Source organism: Streptomyces sp. NPDC020845, from assembly GCF_044334165.1.
GTDB lineage: Bacteria > Actinomycetota > Actinomycetes > Streptomycetales > Streptomycetaceae > Streptomyces.
On the sequence record NZ_JBIRSJ010000007.1, the window covers coordinates 87,986 to 109,381 of the forward strand.

The window sequence follows — 21,396 nt, forward strand, 5'->3', positions numbered from 1 at the left end:
CCTGGACTCCGGCGCGCGGGTGTGTCACTGGTTTCTCCATGGACCTCAAAATCACCGCGACCTCCCCCGAGCACCCGGCCGCCCTCCTGGACCTCCCGTGGAGCGTCCCGCTGGAGCAGTGGCCGGATGAGCATCTGGTCGCGCTGCCGCGTGGTATCTCGCGCCATGTGGTGCGGTTCGCGCGGGCGGGCGGGGAGGTGGTGGCGGTCAAGGAGGTCGGCGAGTGGGCGGCCGTGCGGGAGTACGGGCTGCTGCGGGATCTGGACCGGCTGGCCGTGCCCGCCGTGGACGCGGTCGCGGTGGTCACGGGGCGGACCGATGAGCGCGGGGAGCCGCTGGAGCCCGCGCTGATCACCCGGCATCTGGTGGGGTCGCTGCCGTACCGGTCGATGTTCGAGACGACGATGCGGCCCGGCACGATCAAGCGGCTGCTCGACGCGCTCGCCGTGCTGCTGGTGCGGCTGCATCTGAGCGGCTTCGCCTGGGGCGACTGTTCGCTGTCCAACACGCTGTTCCGGCGGGACGCGGGCGCGTACGCGGCGTATCTGGTGGACGCGGAGACCGGGCAGCTCCATCCGCGGCTGTCGGGCGGGCAGCGCAGCTATGACCTCGAGGTCGCCCGGGTGAACATCGCGGGCGAGCTGATGGACCTGGAGGCGGGCGGTTCGCTGCACCCCTCCGTGGATCCGGTGCTGTTCGGCCGGGAGATCGTCGAGCGGTACGACGAGCTGTGGCACGAGCTGACCCGCGAGTCGGTCTATCCGCTGGCCAAGCGGCACTACATCGACCGGCGGGTGCGGCGGCTGAACGATCTCGGTTTCGACGTCGCGGAAATGCAGATCCAGCGGTCACCGGACGGGGATACGGTCACTTTTCTGCCAAAAGTCGTGGACGCCGGACACCATCAGCGGCAATTGTTGCGGCTGACGGGTCTCGACGCGGAGGAGAATCAGGCGCGCAGCCTCCTCAACGACCTGGAGACGTGGATGGTCTCGCAGGACGACTACGCTCCTGGCGATCCGCTCGGCGCGCGCCCGGAAGTGCTCGCGCACCGCTGGGTCCGCGATGTCTTCCGGCCCACCGTACGGGCCGTGCCCCTGGAGCTGCGGGGTTCCACCGATACCGCGCAGATCTACCACGAACTGCTCGAACACCGCTGGTCGTTGTCCGAGCGGGCGGGCCGGGACGTGGGGCTCGAGGCGACGGTCGAGGACTATGTGCGTACGGTACTCGGTCCCCGGCGGGCCGAATTCGGAAAATAATCCGCGGAACATTTCCACTGGAATTTAGATCAGTAATCCCGTGAACTGCGGTTTTCCGGAAATCCGGACCCTGCGGCGTGCATCAATGGCGCGTGTTTGATAGAAATCCTTCTCGCTGCCTGTTCACATTGTCGGTCCACATATTCGTGTGACCCGTGCGACCACCCCTGCGAGAAGGAGAAATGGGATGTCCCAGCCGCCCCCGCCGTCCGGATACGGCTATCCGCCGCCGGGCCCCCCGGGACCGCCGGCCCCACCGCAGATGCCGCAGCAGCCGTACGCGTCACAGCAGCCACACATGCCGCAGCAGCCGCACATGCCCCAGCAAGGGCCTCTGCCCGGCCCGCCGCCCGGCGGGGGCCGGGCGAGCCGTCGGCGGCAGCAGTCGAAGTCGCCTGTCGGGGTCATCGTCGGCGCGGTGGTGGCGCTCGCGCTGGTCGCCGGCGGCGTCTGGCTCGCCGTGGGCAGCGACTCGGGCGACGACGGCGGGGGCGGTAAGGGCGGCGACTCGGCGTCCGGGGCCGTCGAGGCACGGCTGCTGAACAAGATCCCGATGCCGAAGGTCGACGAGTTGGTCAACACCCCCGGCATGTGGGTGACCGACAAGAACTGGGTCAAGTCGGATGTCAACAAGATCGTCGGCTATCCGCTCGCCGGGGGCACCGCCGCGTGGGAGATCCCGCTCAAGGGCGAGCTCTGCTGGGCATCGCCGCAGGTCACCGAGGCGGGCCTGACCGCGGTCCTGTTCCAGGACGATTCGCAGGACAACCCGGTCTGCACCCAGATCGGCCTGGTGGACCTGAAGAAGGGCAAGCTGCTCTGGACGAAGGAGGGCAAGGAGACCGGTGAGTTGGCATCCGACAGCCCGATCATGTTCGACGAGGTGTCCATCGGCGGCGACACCGTCGCCGCGGGCGGCATCAGCGGCGGCGCGGCCTGGTCGATCGACGGCAAGCCGCTGTGGATGCCGGACTCAGACGAGGACTGCTCGGACAACGGCTATGTCGGCGAGGGGCCGAAGCTGATCGCGGTGCGCGAATGCAAGGTGTCCGGCAGCCCGCAGCTGGAGGTCCAGACGGTGGACCCGAAGACCCGGGCGGTGAAGTCCTCGTACAAGGTGACCTCGGGCATCGAGTACGCCCATGTGGTGTCCACCGACCCGCTGGTCATCGGGATCAACGCGGGTGACTCGTCGGGGGCGGGGGTCTCCGACTTCCTGGCGATCGACGACAGCGGCAAAGAGGGCAAGCTGCTGAGCAAATTCGGCATGCAGGGCGGCAAGTACGAGGCCGACTGCGAGGCGACCAACGTCGGCGGCTGCGCGGAGATCGCCGTCAGCAAGTCGGCCAACAAGCTCTACCTGGGCACGGACTACCGTGCGAGCGCCGCATCGGGCCCGTCCAACGAAATCGTCGCCATCGATCTGAAGACCGGCAAGGTGACCGCCAAGGCCGACGGCGCCGAGGGCGGCCCGCTGGTGCCGGTCAGCCTCGACAAGGACGGCTCCCTCATCGCCTACCAGGAGGCCACGCTCAGCCAGGGCAGCGCGGTCTGGCGCGTCGACACCAAGTCGTACGAGAAGAAGAAGCTGATGCAGAACCCGGAGGAGACCGCGTTCATCGAGAGCGTGTCGCTGCACCATCAGGTCATCTACGCAGGTGGGCGGCTCTACATCGGGAACACCAGCGCCTCGAAGCCGTCGACCGACTCCAGCGACCCCGACAAGAAGTCACCACTGGCCCTGGTGCTCGGGGCGAAGTAGCCCCGGGCCATCGGCATGCGGCTCCGCCGCGCGGCTTGGGTTCCGCCCCCGGACGGGGGTCTGGGGCGGGGCCCGGCGCGGCGGAGCCGTGTAGGTTCACCCGGTCGCGTCCTACGCGCCCGCGGGCAGGTCGCCTGCGGGCAGGTCGCCCGCGGGCAGGTCGCGCGCGGGCAGGTCGAAGGTCAGCCCCTTCAGCCGCCCCTGCTCATACGCCTCGGCGATCGCCCGCCGCCGCAGCTTGCCGCTGCTGGTGCGCTCCAGCTGGCCGGGGCGTACGTAGTGCACATCCGTGGCCCGCACCGTCACCCCGACCGTGCGCACCAGATGGTCGACGATCGTCGCCCGGCTGCCCTCGATGTCCTCGCGTGCGGTGCGGTCCACCTCGGTCAGGACGACGATGTCCGCGCCGATCTGCAGCACGGCGGTGCGGCCGTCGCGTACGAACTCCAGCCGCTCTATCGCCTGCTCGAAGTCGGAGGCGAAGTAGCTCTGGCCGCCCACCTTGATCCGGTCGCTGATGCGGCCGGTGATGAACAGCTCGCCGCCGTCGAGGAATCCGATGTCGCCGGTGGCGTAGTAGCCGTCGTCCCCGGTCAGCGGGGCCTGTTTGTCGAGGTAGGAGGCGGCCAGGCTGCCGCCGGCCAGCTCGATCTCGCCCAGCTGGCCGTCCTCGCACACCCGCCCCCGCTCATCGCGGAGGCGCACGGTGTACTCCGGCATCGGGGGGCCCACCGAGATGGCCGGCACTCCCGAGGGGGTCTCGACGCACCGGATCTCGCTGCTCACGGGGCGGCTGGAGACCAGCAGCACGGCCTCGGCCATGCCGTAGCAGGGCATGAACACATCGCGCCGCAGCCCCGCCGGGGCCATCAGGTCCAGGAAGGCGTTGAGGTTGGGCAGGTTGATGGGTTCGCTGCCGAGGTAGATCGACCGCACCCGGGACAGATCGATCTCGGCCAGATCCTCTGCGTCGAGGTCCTGCATCAGCTTGAGCGAGTAGTCGACCGCGAAGTTGGGGATCACCGTGCCGGCGGCCCCCTCCCGGGCCATGTGCTCCCACCAGCCGGGGGCGTCGAACAGGAAGGTCACCGGCTCGGCGAGCAGCAGATCGCACCCCGCGGCGAGGCAGGACAGCAGCCCGCCGACCAGTCCCATGTCGTGGTAGAGCGGCAGCCAGCTGCTGACCCGCTCCTCGGGCTGACGGCCGTCCGTACGGGTGATCATGTCCAGGTTGGCGCGGAGCATGTCCTGCCGGACCGGGATCCCCTTGGGGAAGGACGTCGACCCGGACGAGAACTGGACGAACGCCAGCTCATCGGCCGCGGGGGTGCGCAGCCGGGCGCCGGGCTTACGGATCCCGGCCGGCGGCAGCGGCAGGCCGGGGACGGGCAGATCGAGCGGGGCCACGGTCGGGGTCTCCAGCACGCGGACCGCCTCGTAGTCCCGCGCGACCCGGCCCAGGAAGTCCAGATAGGAGTCCTTCGGCGTGTCCAGGACCAGCGGTTTGACCGACAGCGGGACGGCGCCGAGCTCCATGAGGCCCAGGAAGGCGAAGATCACCGCGCTGGAGGTCTCGAACGGGAACAGCACCCGCGTCCCCGGCTCGATGCCCTGGTCGCGGAAGTAGTCGGCGTACGCGGCGGCCTGCTCCGGGAAGTCCTGGTAGCCGAAGAACTCGGGCGGGTCGATGAACTTGTCGTACAGGTACAGGCCCCGTTCGGGCGGGCACTCCTGGTTGCGCTGAATGTGCTCGAGCACCGCGCCTCTCCTACTCCTTGGTCGTGTCGTCGGTGGTCGTGTCGTCAGTGGCGCCGCCACGGGCGTCGCCGGCGGGGGATGTCCCGCGCATCCAGGCCACCAGCCTGGGCAGCACCTGCTCCTGGGCGCGGGCGCCGCGGATCACATCGACATGGCCGGGGTCCCAGCTCAGCCCCGTCTCCCGGCCGAAGAGGGTGAACTCCGCGCCGCCGCCCAGGTGGTCGGCCAGCTTCCGGGCCCGGGCGGGGGACGCGTGGAAGGTGTCGCCCGCGCCGATCCCGACCAGCACCGGCAGCGTCACCTGGCCGAGCGCCTGCCAGTAGTCCGTCGCTCCGTCGGCGCTGCGGAAGGCGCCGGAGGGGGCCCAGGCGGCGAACTGCCGCATCAGTCCGGGCGGTTCGTCGCACCGGCCCTGTTTGAGGGCCCGGGCCGGGAACCGTCCGACGAGCCGGGAGATCACCGAGGAGAACGTCATCTGGGCCCGTTTGGACAGTCCGCCGTCGCTGTAGTCGTTGACCGCGGAGGAGACGGTGGCCACCCCGGCGAGACGTTTCTGCAGGTCGGGGTCGACGCCGAGGGCGGCCAGGGCCGCATAGCCGACCATGCTGTGCGCCAGGACGAACAGCGGCCCGTCGTGGGCCGCCGACACCGCCCGGATCAGATCCGGGACGTCGTGGCGCACATAGGTGTCGAAGTTCCAGTCGTACGCCCGCCGCTCGGGCCAGCGGCTGGGGCCGTGTCCGCGCAGCGAGGCCACGTACGCGGTGAAGCCCTCGTCCAGGAACGCCTTCGCGGGCCCCTGCCCGGACCTGCCGAGGAAGAACCCGCCGTCCGCGAACAGGCCGGGCAGGAACAGCACTCCGGGCGCTCCCCCGTCGCCGGCCCCCGGCCGCACCTGCCTGAGGTGCAGCTCATGGCCGTCGGAGGTCGGCACCCAGCGTTCGGTCTCGGCCCAGTCAACGGTCGGATCGCCTGCCGGATCGTCTGCGGTCGGATCACCCGCCGGATCGTCTGCCGTGCTCATCGCGCTCTCCATTCCTGCTCGTTCAGCCCGGCTCAGGCCCGTTCAGTTCGGGACGGCGGAGGCCGCGAGGAAGTCCTGCATCGAGACCAGGCACCGCTGGTCGGCGTCCAGGAAGGCCACGGTGACCAGGGCGTCCACCGCGGGGCGCGCCGCCTCCGGAAGGTGGAGGCGCTGCCGGAACCTGGCCCGGAAGGTGAGGTCGTCCTCGTCGAACTCCTCCGCGGACGGCGACTCGAGCGACGTACGCACCTCGACCTGGCCGCGGGGGATCTCAGCCAGGTAGTCGATCTCGGTCCGGGCGACCACCGCGATCATGCGGTCGCCGTGCACAAGACCCTGGCGGCCGAGCCAGTCCCACCGTCCGGCCTCCAGATATTCGAGCGCGACCGCGTTGTTCACATGCCCCAGCGCATCGAGGTCATTGGGGCGCACCGGCAGGGTCAGCCGGGATTCGCCGAAAAACACGTCGTACCGCCCGATTGGTCGTATCGAAGAAACGCGTCAGTGCCGAGGTCCGGCCGGTCACCATGACCACGGCGGAGACAAAGCCACCGCTGTGCGAAAGCGAAACGCTCGCCCGCAGCCGGTGCCGGGCCAGATGGCCCGCCAGCGCTCCATGGGTCTGGAACCGCGGTGCGCCATGGTGGTCGTGGACCAGCTCGGCATCGGTCCAGAACCAGGTCTCATCCGCCGCCGGAATTGCCTTGAAAAGAGCTTCTTTGGCCGCGAACGCCCCCGCCATGCTCTCCAGGGGAGAGACCTTCGATTCGAAGTGGCGCAGTTCTCCGCGGGTGAAGAAGACATCGGGTTCGCGGAGCGAGGAAGCGACCTCCAGTTCACTGATCAGCTGGAGGTCGTGCCCCAGACCGATCAGCTCCCGACGAGATCCATCCACGTGTCCTCGACCTCTTCACGGGAATGGACCTCGATCCCGGTGATCTTCTTCAGAGCGCCGCAGATCAGCTGCTCCTTCTTCTCCAGCGCCTCGGGACGGAAGTCGTTGTCGCCCACTTCGAGCTGGTCCCACCAGTTCACATGCGAACCGCGCTGCTCCAGCTGCTTTCGGGCGCTCCCCTGGAGCTCACCGTCCTCACGGAGGAAGAGGTGGGCCACCGCGAAGGCGTCCTTGGCCGGGTATTCGCCGCTGTCCACCAGCGCCTTGGCGAAGGAGACGAAGTAGTTGCGGTGCTGAATCTCGTCGGCGGCGACCTGCTTGAAAATACGGCGCAGCCCCGGGTCCTCGATGACGTGCTGGCACTGGCCGTAGTTGACCGCGGCCGTGATCTCCGAGATGGCGAGCAGCACCAGCGTGCGGAGCATGTCGTCGTCGGGGAAGACCTGGCGGAACTGGATGAAGGTCTCGTCCGAGATCGGCTCCATCCCGCTGAGATCGGCCAGCCGGTTGAAGACCGTCTCGTGGTGGGCTTCCTCTTCGTTCCAGTAGCGGCTCCAGGTGCCGCACGCCTCCATGATCGAGGCGACCGTGGGGTTCTTGTCCTGCCAGCGCCGGACCTCGGCCTCCGACTGCCGCTCGAGGCGGTCCGCACCCGGCTTGGTGGTCAGCTCGGCCCGGCCCGCGTTCCAGACCAGGTTGCGGTCGAGCGGGGTGAGGCTCTCCAGATCGACGGCCGCCAGCATCTCCACGACGCTCCACCGCCGGGACTCGTGCAGCCGCTGCTGCTCCCAGGTGACGTCGACCAGGGACATACCGCGCTTGGTCAGCGCGTCATAGAGGTCGGTGATGATGGCGGGCGGCCCGTCGGAGGCGGCCGACCGGCGGATCACCGGGGAGGAGGCGCGGCCCGTCTCGGCGATACTCATACGGCCGCCTCCTTTTGCTCGCGCTCGAATTCCTCGAGGAAGGTCTTCAGCACCGTCGTAATCGGGGTGTCGAGGGGAAGCGCGGGGAGGCGCACCCGCACCCCGTAGTCCTTGCGCAATCCGTTTGCGGTGCGTGCAAACGCTTCCATGAGATCGATGCTGTTGGTCATCCGCGGGCTACTGGCGATGACGTCGGCCAATGTCGCGTCGGCCGTGAATAGCTGCTCCTCCGTGAGGCCCGCGTTCTCGGCGAATTTCTGCCGGATGTAAGGCTCTACTTCAGGTGTGACCATGGATCAGAAGCGTACTGGCTTTCGGCTCCAGCGGCCAAGCGATCGGAGAAACAGGCAAGTTGATGCCAATCGAGCCGAACAAACGGAGGGCATCGATCCGAGATACCGAATGTACTGGTCCGGCGAAATCTCGGCAATGTCGCCAATTAGACGCGGGATCGTACACGGACTCGCACCGGACCCTTCGTCAGGAGTGTGATCCCGGCGCCGAGCGGAATGTCGCCGCCGCCCGTCGCGTCTTCCACCTCGTACGCGCGTAGCAGCGTCGCCAGGCTCAGCACCGAATGCAGCGTCGAGAAGTGCTGCCCGATGCAGGCCCTGGGCCCGCCGCCGAACGGAAAGTACGCATACCGCGGCCGATCGGCCTCGGCCTGTGGGGTGAAACGCTCCGGATCGAAGCGCTCCGGATCCTCCCAGTAGGCGGGGTGGCGGTGCGCGACCCACTGGCTGACCAGCACGGCGGCACCGGCCGGGATGCGGCGGCCGCCGATGACGGTCTCGGCCACGGCGAGCCGGCTGACGGCCGGGGACGGCGGAAACAGCCGCATGGCCTCCTTCAGCACCATGGTGAGTCGGGGCAGGGCCTCCAGATCCGCCGCGGTGGGGGTGCGGCCGTCAGGGAGCGCCTGGTCCAGCTCCTCGTGCACCCGGCGCTGCTCGGCCGGGTGGCGGGCCAGGAGGTGGAGGGCGAAGGTGAGCGCCGTGGCGGTGGTGTCGTGTCCGGCGAGGAAGAAGACCAGGACCTGATCCCGCAGTTCGGCGCGGGTCAGGCTGCCGTCCTCGGCGTTGTGGGCGCCGATGAGGAGGGTGAGCAGATCCTCGGCGGCGCCGTCCTCCGGTCCGAGTCCGGATCCGGGTGTCTGCTCGCGTTCCTCGCGCTCCCGGGCGTCCATGCGCCTGCTGATGATCGCGTCGCACAGCGCGTACAGCCCTGCCTGGGCGCGGGCGGCGCGGCGGTTGGCGGGGGTCGGCCAGTCGCGGGGCAGCTTGACCGGGGACAGGGCGCGGGCCCGGGCGCGCTCGTTGAGCATCGGCAGGCTGTCCCGGACGACCTCGATGCTCTGCTCGACATCGGAGCCGAACAGAACGCGGCCGACGACGCGCAGCGCGTATCCGCGCATCTCCTCCACCAGCTCGACGGCCCCATCGGCGCCACCGGGGGTTTCCCGCCAGCGGGCGGCCAGCGCCGTGGCCTCCGAGGTGACGGCGGTGGCGTAGTCCTCGACCCGGCGGCGGGTGAACAGCGGCTGGATCAGCCGGCGCTGGCGTCGGTAGTCCTCGTCCTGGCTGGTGAGCAGGCCGTTGCCGAGGGCCTGCCGCAGCTCTTCGTAGATGGCGTTGTCCTTGCGGAAGTTGGCCGCCTCCGTGGCCAGGACCTGCTGGATGCCCTCGGCCGAGAACACCCCGTAGATCTCCCGCCGCAGACCGGGCGGCCCGGCGCGGAACCGTACGACGTCGCCGTGGTCGCGGCGGGCCCGCAGATACGCCGCCAGCGGATCGCCCAGGAGATCGGCCATCGAGCCGAGCAGCGGCGTCCCGGCCGCGTACGGCGCTTCGGTCACTTTGGTCACCTCGGTCACGTCTGTTACGTCAACCGCTGTGGTCGTGCTTGCCTTGGTCGCCATTCTCGTCTCCGGTGTCAGGCCGCCGCCGGGGCCGTGGTGCGGCGTACGGTCACGGCCGCGAGCACCGCCACCCCGGAGGCGAAGCCGATCGAGAGGTACCAGGTGTTGCGCGCTCCGCCGAGCGCGTCGCTCGCGGACGCGGTGACGATGGACACCGCGAGCGCCGTGCCGAGAACGGCGCCGAGCTGGCGGAAGGCCGCGTTGGCCGCGCTGGCGGTGGCCAGCCGGCTGGGTTCGACCCCGGCCAGGGCCACCCCGCCCAGCACCGGCCAGACCAGTCCGGCGCCAAGACCCATGACGGCCGCGCCGGGCAGCCAGTGGGTGAGGAAGTCCGGGTCCTGGCCGCCGCCCCAGAACAGCAGCAGGGTGCCGCAGATGTAGATCAGACAGCCCGCGATGACGACCAGCGGGTCGCCGAACTTCTCGGCGAGGCGGGCGGCCGGCCGGGCCACCAGGGCGCTGGCGAGCGGCGGCGGCGTGGTGGCCAGGCCGGCGGTGAGCAGGGACCAGTGCCAGTGGCCGGTCAGGAACAGGATGTTGTTCAGGATGACGGCGTAGAAGGTCACCGAGAACAGCATCGAGCCGATGTTGCCGCCCACGGCGTTGCGCGAGCGCAGCAGATCGAGGGAGACGACCGGGGCCGGATGGCGTGCGCTGCGCGCCACCACCGCCGCCGCCAGCACCGCCCCGCCGACCAGGCAGCCGATGGTGCGCGTGCTCGCCCAGTCCCAGTCGGGGGCCTTGACCAGGCCCAGGGCGAGCAGGCCCAGCGAGGCGCCGAGCAGCGCCGAGCCCAGCACGTCGGGGGTGGGGCCGCTTCGTTCGCGCTGCTCGGTGAGGTGCCGGCCGGCCCATACGGCGACGATCCCGATCGGGATGTTCACCAGGAACACCGCCCGCCAGCTCCAGTGCTCGGCGAGCAGCCCGCCGAGACCGGGCCCGATCCCGGCGGCCAGCGCGGCGGACGCGCTCCAGAGGGTGATCGCCGCCAGGCGCTTGGCCATGGGGAACATGGGCAGCAGCAGCGCGAGTGAGGTGGGGACGAGGATCGCGGCGCCGACCGCCTGCACCAGCCGGGCGCCGATGAGGACGGCGGCGGAGTCGGCGATACCGCAGACCGCGGACGCGACGGTGAACGTGGTGAGCCCCACCGCGAAGGACCGCCGGCAGCCGAGCCGGTCGGCCGCCCGGCCGGCGGGCATCAGGAGCGCGGCGATCACCACGTTGTAGCCGTTGAGCACCCAGGACAGGGTGGGCAGGTCGGTGGTGTCGAAGGTCTCGGCGATGTTGGGGAACGCCACGTTCACGATGGTGCTGTCCAGGAATGCCACGAAGGCACCGAGGCAGCACAGCAGGACCAGTTTGACGGGTGGTTTGGCGGGTGGGTCTGCGGCGGAATCGCCCGCCGCGGCGCCCCGCGTTCCCTCGGGAGCGACCGGTACGTCGGTCATGGGTGTCCTCTCCTGGACAGGCACGCGGTCGTTGAGCACCGATCCTTCACCCTGGTTCAGCCGATCACGATGCTCGTTGTTACCCGTGAGTGTCAATCCCCCCAGCGGCCCCACGGAACACGTCCGTAAGTCCTCAACCATCCGTCGCCATAAGATCATTGACCACTCGTCAGCATTGCTGTAACACTTGCTCGCCGTATCGATCACGGGGGTCGATCACGGGGGGAGACAGCTCAGTTGGCTGGTCCACATGGGCGCGGTGCCGGAAGCTTCGCGCGGCTGCTGCGTGAGCGGGCGGCGTACGAGCCCGACGCCCTCGCCTACCGGTTCGTGGCGGACGACGAGTCGGCCGCCGAGATCACCTACACCGAGCTCGACGCGCGCGCCCGCGCCGTCGCGGCCCGGCTGTCGGCCGCCACCGACGGGCGGCCGGACCCGGTGCTGCTGCTCTTCGCGCCCGGCCTTGACTATCTCGCGGGGCTGTTCGGCTGCTTCTACGCCGGGGTGCCCGCGGTGCCCGCCTTCCCGCCCGACCCGGCGCGCCTGGCCCGTACGATGCCGCGGCTCGCCGCCATCATCGAGGACACCGGCTCGGACACCGTCCTGACCACCTCGGACATCGCGCCGCTGCTGGCCGACTGGCTGACCACGGCGCTCGGCGGCCGCACGCCCCGGCTGATCGCGACCGACCTGGCCGACCCCGCCGACGCCCCCACCGACGAGGGTCCGCTGCCGGAGATCAGGCCGGACCGGCTGGCGCTGCTCCAGTACACCTCGGGGTCGACATCGCTGCCGCGCGGCGTCATGCTCAGCCACGCCCAGTTGCTCGACAACTCCCTGGAGATCGCCCGCGGGTTCGGGCTGCACCAGGGCAGTTCGGGCGGCGTCTGGCTGCCCCCGTACCACGACATGGGGCTGATCGGCGGCATCCTCACCCCGCTGTCCACCGGCATTCCGGTGACGCTCATGTCGCCCGTGACGTTTCTGCGCCGCCCGCTGTCCTGGCTGCGCATGGTCTCCCGCTACGGCGTGACGGTCACCGGCGGCCCGAACTTCGCCTACGACCTGTGCGTACGGCGCGCGAAGGACGCGGACCTGGAAGGGCTCGACCTGTCGGGCGTGGAGCTCGTCTTCACCGGCGCCGAGCCGGTCCGCGCCGACACCATGGCGCGCTTCACCGAACGTTTCGCGCCGTGCGGCTTCAGAGCCGAGTCGTTCTATCCGTGTTACGGACTCGCGGAAGCGACTCTGTTCGTGACCGGCGGTAAACCTCTGGGCGGCTGGCGCTCGGTGTCGGTCGCGCGCGACGCGCTCGAAGCACACGGTACGGCCCGACCGGCCGAGTCGCGGGAGCGCTCCCGGTCGCTCGTGAGCTGTGGCTCCCCCGGCCCGGGGACCAGGCTGCTGATCGCCGACCCGGCCACCGGCGAACCGCTGGGCGAGGGCGCGGTGGGCGAGATCTGGATCGACTCGCCGAGCGTCGCCGACGGCTACTGGCGTCGCCCGCAGGACACCGACGCCACCTTCGGCGCCACGACCACCACCGGCGACGGCCCCTATCTGCGCACCGGCGACCTCGGGTTCGTCCTGGACGGCGAGCTGTTCCCGGCGGGGCGGCTGAAGGACCTGATCGTCGTCAACGGGCGCAACTACCACCCCGTCGACATCGAGCGGGTCTGCGAGGCCGAGGTCACCGGCATCCGCCGCAACTGCGGCGCCGCCTTCGCGGTCGAGGACGACGAGGGCGCGGCCGAGCGGCTGGTGCTGGTTTACGAGGCGGATCCCGCAGAAGAGGAGCAGTACGCGGCGGCCGTCGAAGGGATCCGGCGGACGGTCTCGATGGAGCTGAGCGTCCCTCCGTACACCGTGGTCCTGGTGCGGCCCCGGACCGTCCCCAAGACATCGAGCGGCAAGGTGCAGCGCTGGCTGGCCCGCCGCCAATTCCTCGCCGGCGAGCTCGACGAACTCACCCGCTGGCAGGCTCCTGGCCAGCCAGCGCGCGACATCACCACACCCACGAGGGGGAACTGAATTGAACCCTCCCCCAGCTGAAGCTGTGGGATTCCTGGCTCAGGAAGCCCCACAGACCAGCGGTCTGAGAGGTCTTACTCCCTCAACACCAGCCGGGACGGAACCTGCCCGGTTTGTTGAGCAAAGCTCGACTGTGCCGTCTTGGTTCTCGACCGGCACAGTGCACAGCCTAACCGACGAGAAGGAGACTTGGTGATCGTCAAAGTGCGGGGCGTCCTGCTCCGGTTCACCGACTACGAGAGCGAGATCGAGGTCGGCGGCGACACCGTGCGCGACGGGCTGGCGGCGCTGACCGACCGCTACCCGGACCTGGCCGAGGTGCTGATGGACCGCGAGGGAAGCGTACGCGCCACGCATCTGATCGCCCTCAACGGCGAAAAGCTCACCCTGGACGAGCTGGACCGGGAGGCCACCGAGGACGACCGGGTGGACATCGTCACCGCGATATCCGGGGGCTAGCGCCGATGCCGCGCAGCTCCACGTACGAGGTCGTGCTCGACGCGAGCCTGTTCACCCCGGCCCAGCTCCAGCCCACCGCCGTCGGGCGGCTCGCGTTCCAGGCCGGCACCCGCTGGCTGCGCGACCATGTGTGCAGCCATCGCACGCTGGTGTCCGAGCACCAGGTGGGGTTTGTGCTGTGGGCCTGGCAGCTGGAGTACGAGCAACCCCTGCGGTTCCTCGACGCCGACGAGGCGCAGGTCGAGGTGCGCGCCCGGGTGCGCGGGCCGCGCTCGTCGCAGCTGGAGATGGAGATGACGGTCTCGGGCCCGGCGGGCGTGGCGGCGCGCACCCGCGCCACCTCGGTACCGCTGCGGCTCAGCGGCGACCAGGCCCTCTCGGGCGCGCCGACGACGCTGCCGGACTCGTTCGTGGCGGGCTTCCACGAGGACGAGGTCGAGCGCTCCCCTTATCTGTCGCCGGTGCGCGCGCTGTTGGGCGCGTACGAGCGCGAGGGCGAGCGCATCGCCTCCCACACCACGACGTTCCGGGTCCACCGCCACCACTGCGAGGTGGCCGACCAGTGGTACTGGGTCGAATCCCTCGGGTTCGCGGGCGGCGCGCGCGAGGAGTGCGTGATGCGGCACGGCGGGAAGGCGCCCGAGCTGCGGCGTGCGCTGGCCGAAGGGATCCGCCGGGTCGACGCGACGTGGCTGCGGGCCGGTCAGCTGTGGGATCAGCTGCGGGTGCACACCACGGTCTACCGCCACGACGGGCGGGTCGCGTTCGTCCATGAGCTGGGGCTCGCCGAAGACGACGATGCCGATGGCTTCGACGGCTTCGACGGCGGGCCGTACGCGATCGTGGTGGAGCACGTATGACCGGGGCATCGCTGGCCATTTTTCCGGCTTTTCCGGCGTTTGCGGCGGCTGAGGAGCTGGAGCGGGCGCTGGGCTGCCCGTTCGATCCGGACACCGGTATGTCGCTGGCGCGCGGTGTGCGCGCGGACGATCTGGAGGCCGAGCCCACCGCAGCGTACGAGGCGGCCTGGGCGGCCGGGCTGCATGAGCATCTGGTGCCGGTCGCCGAGGGCGGGCGGCTCGGCTCGTTCGAATCGCTGCTGGCCGTGGTGCGCGCCGCCTCGCGCCGGGAGCTCGCGGTCTCGGTCGGCTTCGGCTCGACGCTGCTGGCCACCGCGCCGGTGTGGACCTGGGGCGACGACGCCCAGCGGCGCCGGGTCGCCGAGCTGGCGCTCGGCCGCGCCTGGGGCACCGCCGGCATCAGCGAGGAGGCGGCGGGCAGCGATCTGCTCGCCACCACCACCCGCGCGGCGCCCATGGGCGACGGGTTTGTGCTGAACGGCAAGAAGTGGCTGGTCGGCAATGGCAGGCGGTCCTCATTCGCCACCGTACTGGCCGCCTCCGACCCGTCCTTCGGGCTGTTCCTGATCGACTTCGAGGCCGTCGGCGGCGACGCGGTACGGCGGCTGCCGAAGGTGCCCACCCACGGGCTGCGCGGCCACGACCTGAGCGGCTTCGTCCTCGACGACTGCCGGATCGGCTCCGGCGCCGTGATCGGGCGGCCGGGCCGCGGCATCGAAATGGTCACCGGCATGCTCCAGTTCACCCGGACGCTGGTGGGCGGGAGCAGCCTCGGCGCCGCCGACACGGCGCTGCGCATCGCGCTGCGGCATGCCCGCGGGCGGGTGCTGTACGGCGAGCCGGCGCTGGCGCTGGCCCCGGTGCGCTCCCTGCTGGCGCGCGCCTTCGCCGATCTGCTGATCGCGGAGTGCACCGGTCTTGCCGCGGCGCGCGCCCTCGATGTGGCGCGGCAGCGGATGGCGCTGTGGTCCGCGGTGGCGAAGTACGTGGTGCCCGCGCTCTGCGTGGACGCGGTGAACGCGTGCGGCGAGGTGCTGAGCGCGCGGGCCTATCTGCGTGAGGGGGTCGCGGACGGGGCGTTCCAGAAGCTGGTGCGCGATGTGGCGATCACCCCCGTGTTCGAGGGCACCCAGCTGGTGCAGCTGGACACGGTCCGCGCCCAACTGGTCAGCGGGGCGCGGCGGCGCGCCGGGGCGCAGCGGGCCGAGGTGCCCCTGCCGCTGCTGTTCGGGTTCGGCGAGCCGGTGACCCCGGTGGCGCCCCGGGACCAGCGCCCGTCGCTCACCTATGGGGCCGCCGACGAGGTGGTCGACCTCCTCGACGAGGCGGTGGCGGCGCTGGGCGACGACCAGGAGCTGCTCTCGCTCGGGCACACACTGCTGAAGGTGCGCGGCGAGACGCGGGAGACGCTGCGCGCGCTCGGCACGGCGCGGGACTCCGAGGCGTACGAGGCGGCCCGCCGGCACTGTCTGGTGCATGCGGGCGCCTGCTGTCTGCACACCTGGCTGCGGCGCCGGGACGCGCTCGGCGGCCTGGCCGCCGACCGGGCCTGGCTCTCGGCCGCGCTGCGCCGCGTGGTGGAACGGCTGGGGTTCCCGGTCGAACCGGACCGGGAGGCCGAGGACCGGCTGGTGCGCCGGCTCGAAGACCTTGACGACGACGATCGGGCGTTCTCCCTCGTACCGCTGCGGCTCGCCCCGCAGTACCGGGGGTCCGCGCCGGGCCCCATCTAGGCCCCATCTAGGCCCCATCCAGGCCCCATTCAGGCCGCATTCAGGCCGCTCGTAGGCAGCTCGCAGGCCGCTTGTAGGAGGACGACGCCATGACCACCGAACACCGCGACGGCACCGCCGAGTCCGCCGGCGCCTGGCTGCCCTCGCTGATCGGCGAGCTGCTGGGCCTCGACGGGCAGCGGCTGCCCGTCGACCGGCCGCTGGGCGAGATCGGCATCGACTCGCTCACCGCGGCCCAGCTCTCCGTCGAGGTCGAGGAGCGCACCGGCGCCACCATCCCGCTGGAGCGGTTCCTCGGCGAGGAGACGCTTGCGGACCTGGTGCGCGAGCTGGACGCCGACGCCCAGGAGGTCGGCGCATGACGGACCGGGGCATGACGGGCCGGGCGCACGCTGCCGATGTGATGAACCGGGGGGACCTGTCCCCAAGGAATGGACACCCCACGCTCGACGCCGAGATCGAGCGGATCCGCCGCGAGGCCCGACGCCGGTTCGGCAGCTTCGTCCTGGATATCGCCAACCCCGGCTCGCACTTCCGCAACAAGGAATGCCGGCCGCTCGACAACCGCGTCTTCGAACAGGCCGGTGAGCTGGGGCTGATGGGATTCTCGCTGCCGACCGAGATCGGCGGCGAGGGGCGGGACAAGCTGGCGTGGGGCGTGGTGGTCGAGGAGATCGCCCGCCTCTCGCGCGACCCCGGCTTCGCCGTCCTCCTCGACATCAGCGTCGAGATCACCGAACTGATCCTGTCCAGCGGCACACCGGAGCTGATCGAGACCTACGTTCCGGACCTGGTGGCCGGCCGGCGGTTCGGGGTGCAGGGCGCGTACGAGAGCCGGGACCCGTACGACTACCACTCCACGGCGCGGCTGGAAGGCGACGTTTGGGTGCTGAACGGCGCCAAGCGGTTTCTTGCCGGGGCGCGCTTCGCCGACCTCTTTGTGCTGTTTCTGCGTGACGAGGCGTCCAACGACATGCTGGCGTTTCTCGTCGAGAAGGACGACCCGGGCGTCACACCCGTACACATGGACACCATGGGCATGCACACCATGGGCCTGGGCCAGGTGATCCTGCACGACGTACGGCTGCCCGCGGCGCGGCTCGTGTGGCGCGCGGACGCGCTCAGCGAGCTGAACACCTATGCGCGCATCCGCCGGACCATGAGCGCATGCGGGGTGCTTGGCGCGCTGGACGGGGTGGTCGAGAACTGTGTGGACGCGCTTGACCCCCGTAAGCGCGGCGGGCGTCGGGTTCTCGAATACCCCAACGTCGAGCGCTCGGTGGGCGAGATGCGCATGCTGCTCCAGTCGGCCCGCGCGAGCGTCTACCGGGCGCTGGACGGCACCAGGTCGCCGGACCGCGATCCGTACTTCGACGAGTACGCGACCGTCGCCAAGCACCACGCGTCGGAGTGCGCGCTGCGCGTCGGCCAGCTGGTCATGAGCCTCCAGGGCGGCGAGGCGTATATGTCCGCGTTCCCATGGGAGCGGTTCATGCGCGACATCCTGGGCCTGATCTCCGGTCAGGGCTCCCAGGAGATGCTGCTGCTGCAACTGGGGCAGCGCACGATCGTCGGCCTGGAGGGCAAGCGGGTACGGGAGGAGGCCGCCGAGCGCGCCGTGTCCAAACTGGCCGACGGGTGGTGGGCGCTGCACGCCGCCGCGCACGGGGGCGGCGAGGAGTACGCCGACGCGGTGGCGGCGGTGGTCTCGGCGGCCGGGCTCGACGCTCCCAACACGTTCGACGCTTTTGAGACAGATGGGCGCGGCGCGGTGGCCGCGCTGCTCGAACGGGCCCACGCCCTGCTGGCGGCCGTACGGGCGGGACGGCCGCCCGAGGCGCTGCCGCAGGGGCCGGAGGGCCTGTTCGAGGGGCGGCTCGCGAAACTGGCGGCGGGGGCGTGGGGCCTGCTCGCGTGCGGGGTGGCGAACGAGACCGGGCTGCTGGCCCGGCTGCTGGAGCCGTGCTCCGTACGGGAGGCCGCCGAGGATCTGCTGCCGCCCGCCCTCGCCGAGGGGCTGTTGGAGGCCCTGGTGGCCGCCTCGGTGGTGCGCCGGGACGGCGAGGGCCGGTACGTCGCCGACGAGGGCCTGGAGCGGGTGCTGATCGGCGGTCCGCGCGCCTCGGCGTTCACGGCGCGGCTGCGGCGCGCGCTGGACGGCGGGGCCCGGCTGCTGAGCGACCTCGGGGAAGTGAGGCACGCCCCCACGCCGCCCGGCACGGCGCCCCCAGCTACCGCTGGGGGTGCCCCCGGCCGCGTTGTCGCAGCACCCGCCACGCCGCGCCAGCGGCATATCGACCGCAGCGCCCAGTACGAGGGCGCCGCTCCGCCTTGCGATGCACCGCACCGGACGACGCGGGAACGCACCCCACTTCCCCGAGGCCGCTCAGACGGGAAGCCGGTCGCCGGGCGGGAGTCGCTGACCGGGTGCGGAGGCGAGGCGGCGGCGCTGGCGGATGTGCTGGTCAACTCGCTGCTGGGCAGGCTGGAGGGGCTACCCGAGCTGCTGGACCGGCCCGGGGCGCAGGTGGGCTGCGCGGCCGGGGACGGCGGCCGGTCCGCCGTCGAACTGGCGCGTCATATCCCGTTCGTACCGGTGCTCGCGCTGGAGCCGGAGCCGGTGGCCATGGGCACGGCCGGGGGCGACGGTGAGGTACGGATCCGGACCGACGACGGCACGGGAAGCACAACGGCGGGCTTCGCGGCGGGGGACTTCAAAGAGGGCGACCGGCTCGCGCTCGCCTGGCTGCCCGCCGCCGGACTGCCGGACCCCGAGCAGCTGCGGGCGGCCGTCGCCACGGCCATGGAGGCGCTGCTGCCCGGCGGCTGGCTCGTCCTGCCGTGCCCGCTGCCGCCCAAGCGCCCCCTGGGGGCCGCGGCGGCGCGCCTGGACCTCGCGCTCGCGGGCGGGCGTACGCCCGCGGACGGCGAGGTCGAGGGCGCGCTGACGGCGGCGGGTCTTGGCCACGTACGGACCGCATGGGACGACACCGCGCTCGGTGTCCGGCTGATCGCGGCGCGCCGCCCCGCCTGACGGAGGTATGGCCGGTGCGGGACCCGCGGCCGTGCCTGCGGGACCCGCCCCGGCCTCCGGGAGGAGCCTCAGTAGTCGGCGCGCAGATGGATCAGGGCCTGGTTGCGGCCCTCGGCGTGCTTGGTCTGGCCGATGCCGATGAGGTCCTTGGTGTAGTCGCTGTCCTTGGCGTGGCCGCGGGTCTCCGCCCAGTTGGCGACCATGGAGTCGACCTCCTTCTGGCCCGCCGTGAACTGCTTGGCGTTCTCCACGCTCGCGTCCAGGTTGGCCTCTTTGATGCGATCCCACATGATGCCGTGGGATTCGGTGCGGATGATCCGGTAGAGGATCTCCGAGCCGAACGCGGCGGCGTTGTTGGACACGAACTTCGGGCCGATGCTGGTGACGCTGGTGAGGGCGTTGTTGAAGTCCCGTTCCCACTGGATCTTCTTGTCGCGGTCGTCGAAGAGGACGTCCGCACGCACCCCGTCGTACATGCCGAGGGCCGAGGACGCCTCCTGGATCGGCACCCGGGTGTGCTCGGAGATCTTCTCCGGCATGCCGGCGAAGGTCCCCGCCGCGTAGTGCCGCTCGGCGTTGTAGAGATCCGCGAACGCGCTGGGGTCGTTGGCGACCCCGCGCATGATCTTGACGAGGTGTTCCTCGGGGACGGAGACCCTGAGTTCGCCGTTGTCGTTCCAGAGTCCGTTGTGCTCGCGGTAGAGGGGGTTGTCGCGGGCGAGGGTCTGGTGCAGGTCGGGGGTGTAGTCGGCGAGGATGTTCGCCATCGGCCGGCGCAGCATGGGGTCCAGGTTCTCGGCCGCGCCCGCCTTGTTGAGCGATTCGATGGCCTGGTACATCACCCGGGCCTGGTCCTCGGTGTGCTTCCCCAGGGGGTAGTCGGTGCCCGGGACATGGCCGGTGGCGGCCGCTTCGAGCGCGGCGCCGAAGCCCATCTTGCCGAACGTGTCGTCCATCGACTGGGGCGGGCCGTAGCCACCATTCATCACCTGCTTCGGCCAGTCGCGCTGCTCGATGAGATAGGTGAGGTGGTCGTTCTTCAGCGCCCCCTTGCCCTCGGGGTCGAGGAACGCGGTGGCGGTGTCGGGGTCCTTGCTCATGAGGCCCAGGACGGTGTCGAGCGGATCGTTGACGAATTTGGGGTCGGCGCCGGTCCACTCGTCCCACACGCCCGAAGGCTGTTTCTTCTCCGCTTTGATGATGTCGTCGCCCAGCGTGTAGAGGTACTGGTCGTCGAACTTGTCGTAGTTCTGGAGCATGGTCAGATACGACTGGTAGCCGTACCGCGGCACCTGCTTGCTGCCGTACTTCTCGAAGCCGACCTTTCGGACGCCTTCCGTCCACTCACGGAAGAACTTTCCGTCCGGGCTGTTCAGCCAGGCGTTGAACTGCGGTGAGCCGGGCGGGCGCTCCTTGAGGGTGCCCGGCACCGTGGTGGCCGTGGCCACCGAATGGGCCAGCCCCTGCTCCACGGAGAGATATTCGGTGTTGCTGACCGTGCCGTCGCGGTTGTACGAGAGCCCGACGAGCTTGTCGCTCAGCTTGATGGCGTCCCCGGGGCCCAGGCCGCTGAGGAACGTCTGACTGAAGGGCTTGCTGTGCGCGTTGTTGCGCATCAGTATCTGCATTTCCTTCAGCTCCGCGGGCGACAGCTTCCCGTCGACGAGCTTCTCCCCGAGGTCCGTGGCCCGGCGCCCCTCGTACACCTCGACATCGCCCTGCGCGGCCCCGTTGAAGCCGTGTGGGTCGCCCTTGCCGTCCGTGTCCTTCACGGACTCCCGCAGCGCGAGTTTGACGCCGTAGTCGGCGTCGTCGACGGCCTGGACGGCCTGCTCGATCTTCTTGGTCCAGGAGCGCTCGGTCTCCGCGAGGTCGGGGTCGTGATGGGCGGCGAAGGCCGCCTCCTTGGTGGCCTTGGCGTAGTCGAAGGTGCACCGGCCGTCGGCGTCGACCTTCATCCCGGCCTGCTGGGCCTCCTTGACCACGCCCTTGACCAGGCCCACCAGCCGTACGAACTGGCCGTGGGCATCGCGCAGCAGATCCGCGACGGCGCGCGCCTCCACTTGGGCCGCGTCGAACTCGTGGCGGGTCTGGGTGGCGGTGTTGGCGGCGGAGTTGGCGCTGAGGCCCCTCCAGGACATACCGGCGCTGATCTTCTGGACCTTGGTCTGGTACGTCGTCTCCAGCTTCTGGAGCTGGTCGGCCATGTCGTCCCACGCCTGGGCGGCGTCGGTCAGCTTGGCGAGGTCGGTGTCCATGACCTGGCGATAGGTGACCATCTGG

Annotated in this window: 17 protein-coding genes; 8 read left to right on the forward strand and 9 right to left on the reverse strand. The window is 70.6% G+C overall.

What is annotated here, in order from left to right:
- Positions 1–38: 38 nt before the first annotated feature.
- Together ACH4U7_RS18985 and ACH4U7_RS18990 are read left to right on the forward strand one after the other, a co-directional pair.
- Positions 39–1,262: a DUF4032 domain-containing protein gene (locus ACH4U7_RS18985; RefSeq protein WP_398529045.1), complete on the forward strand. Its 1,224-nt coding sequence runs from the start codon at positions 39–41 to the stop codon at positions 1,260–1,262.
- Between the two features lie 187 nt (positions 1,263–1,449).
- The gene (locus ACH4U7_RS18990; protein ID WP_398529046.1) at positions 1,450–3,024 is read left to right on the forward strand and encodes a PQQ-binding-like beta-propeller repeat protein; all 1,575 of its coding nucleotides are present in this window, start codon (positions 1,450–1,452) and stop codon (positions 3,022–3,024) included.
- A 111-nt stretch (positions 3,025–3,135) separates the two neighbouring features.
- On the opposite strand, the gene ACH4U7_RS18995 is transcribed toward ACH4U7_RS18990, so the two are convergent.
- The 8 genes from ACH4U7_RS18995 to ACH4U7_RS19030 all read right to left on the reverse strand — a co-directional run bounded on the left by ACH4U7_RS18995 (position 3,136) and on the right by ACH4U7_RS19030 (position 10,996).
- On the reverse strand, positions 3,136–4,782 hold the full coding sequence (locus ACH4U7_RS18995) for an AMP-binding protein (protein WP_398529047.1): 1,647 nt from the start codon (positions 4,780–4,782) through the stop codon (positions 3,136–3,138).
- A 10-nt stretch (positions 4,783–4,792) separates the two neighbouring features.
- Positions 4,793–5,806 (reverse strand): alpha/beta fold hydrolase, encoded by a 1,014-nt coding sequence (locus tag ACH4U7_RS19000; RefSeq protein WP_398529048.1) that lies wholly within the window; start codon positions 5,804–5,806, stop codon positions 4,793–4,795.
- A 42-nt stretch (positions 5,807–5,848) separates the two neighbouring features.
- The gene (locus tag ACH4U7_RS19005; protein WP_398529049.1) at positions 5,849–6,238 is read right to left on the reverse strand and encodes an acyl-CoA thioesterase; all 390 of its coding nucleotides are present in this window, start codon (positions 6,236–6,238) and stop codon (positions 5,849–5,851) included.
- A complete protein-coding gene (locus ACH4U7_RS19010; protein ID WP_398529050.1) occupies positions 6,225–6,701 on the reverse strand; it encodes a holo-ACP synthase in 477 nt (158 codons plus the stop codon). Before ACH4U7_RS19010 ends, ACH4U7_RS19005 begins: the two co-directional genes overlap by 14 nt.
- Entirely contained in the window at positions 6,677–7,627 is a 951-nt protein-coding gene (locus tag ACH4U7_RS19015) for an acyl-ACP desaturase (protein WP_398529051.1), read from the reverse strand. Before ACH4U7_RS19015 ends, ACH4U7_RS19010 begins: the two co-directional genes overlap by 25 nt.
- On the reverse strand, positions 7,624–7,920 hold the full coding sequence (locus ACH4U7_RS19020) for a hypothetical protein (RefSeq protein WP_089506720.1): 297 nt from the start codon (positions 7,918–7,920) through the stop codon (positions 7,624–7,626). The genes ACH4U7_RS19015 and ACH4U7_RS19020 overlap by 4 nt, the downstream gene beginning before the upstream one ends.
- A 146-nt stretch (positions 7,921–8,066) precedes the next feature.
- On the reverse strand, positions 8,067–9,491 hold the full coding sequence (locus tag ACH4U7_RS19025; RefSeq protein ID WP_398529411.1) for a cytochrome P450: 1,425 nt from the start codon (positions 9,489–9,491) through the stop codon (positions 8,067–8,069).
- 68 nt (positions 9,492–9,559) lie between these two features.
- The gene (locus ACH4U7_RS19030) at positions 9,560–10,996 is read right to left on the reverse strand and encodes an MFS transporter (RefSeq protein WP_398529052.1); all 1,437 of its coding nucleotides are present in this window, start codon (positions 10,994–10,996) and stop codon (positions 9,560–9,562) included.
- 237 nt (positions 10,997–11,233) lie between these two features.
- Between ACH4U7_RS19030 and ACH4U7_RS19035 the strand changes: the two genes are divergently transcribed.
- The 6 genes from ACH4U7_RS19035 to ACH4U7_RS19060 all read left to right on the forward strand — a co-directional run bounded on the left by ACH4U7_RS19035 (position 11,234) and on the right by ACH4U7_RS19060 (position 19,113).
- Entirely contained in the window at positions 11,234–13,027 is a 1,794-nt protein-coding gene (locus tag ACH4U7_RS19035) for a fatty acyl-AMP ligase (RefSeq protein WP_398529053.1), read from the forward strand.
- A gap of 192 nt (positions 13,028–13,219) precedes the next feature.
- Positions 13,220–13,486 carry a MoaD/ThiS family protein gene (locus tag ACH4U7_RS19040; RefSeq protein ID WP_398529054.1) on the forward strand — a complete coding sequence of 89 codons (267 nt, stop codon included), beginning with the start codon at positions 13,220–13,222 and terminating at the stop codon, positions 13,484–13,486.
- A gap of 5 nt (positions 13,487–13,491) precedes the next feature.
- On the forward strand, positions 13,492–14,346 hold the full coding sequence (locus tag ACH4U7_RS19045; protein ID WP_398529055.1) for an acyl-CoA thioesterase: 855 nt from the start codon (positions 13,492–13,494) through the stop codon (positions 14,344–14,346).
- Positions 14,343–16,079 (forward strand): acyl-CoA dehydrogenase, encoded by a 1,737-nt coding sequence (locus tag ACH4U7_RS19050; RefSeq protein ID WP_398529056.1) that lies wholly within the window; start codon positions 14,343–14,345, stop codon positions 16,077–16,079. The genes ACH4U7_RS19045 and ACH4U7_RS19050 overlap by 4 nt, the downstream gene beginning before the upstream one ends.
- Before the next feature lie 89 nt (positions 16,080–16,168).
- Positions 16,169–16,441 (forward strand): acyl carrier protein, encoded by a 273-nt coding sequence (locus ACH4U7_RS19055; RefSeq protein WP_398529057.1) that lies wholly within the window; start codon positions 16,169–16,171, stop codon positions 16,439–16,441.
- Positions 16,438–19,113 (forward strand): acyl-CoA dehydrogenase family protein, encoded by a 2,676-nt coding sequence (locus tag ACH4U7_RS19060; protein ID WP_398529058.1) that lies wholly within the window; start codon positions 16,438–16,440, stop codon positions 19,111–19,113. The genes ACH4U7_RS19055 and ACH4U7_RS19060 overlap by 4 nt, the downstream gene beginning before the upstream one ends.
- Before the next feature lie 68 nt (positions 19,114–19,181).
- On the opposite strand, the gene ACH4U7_RS19065 is transcribed toward ACH4U7_RS19060, so the two are convergent.
- Entirely contained in the window at positions 19,182–21,392 is a 2,211-nt protein-coding gene (locus ACH4U7_RS19065; protein WP_398529059.1) for a hypothetical protein, read from the reverse strand.
- Positions 21,393–21,396: the final 4 nt, after the last annotated feature.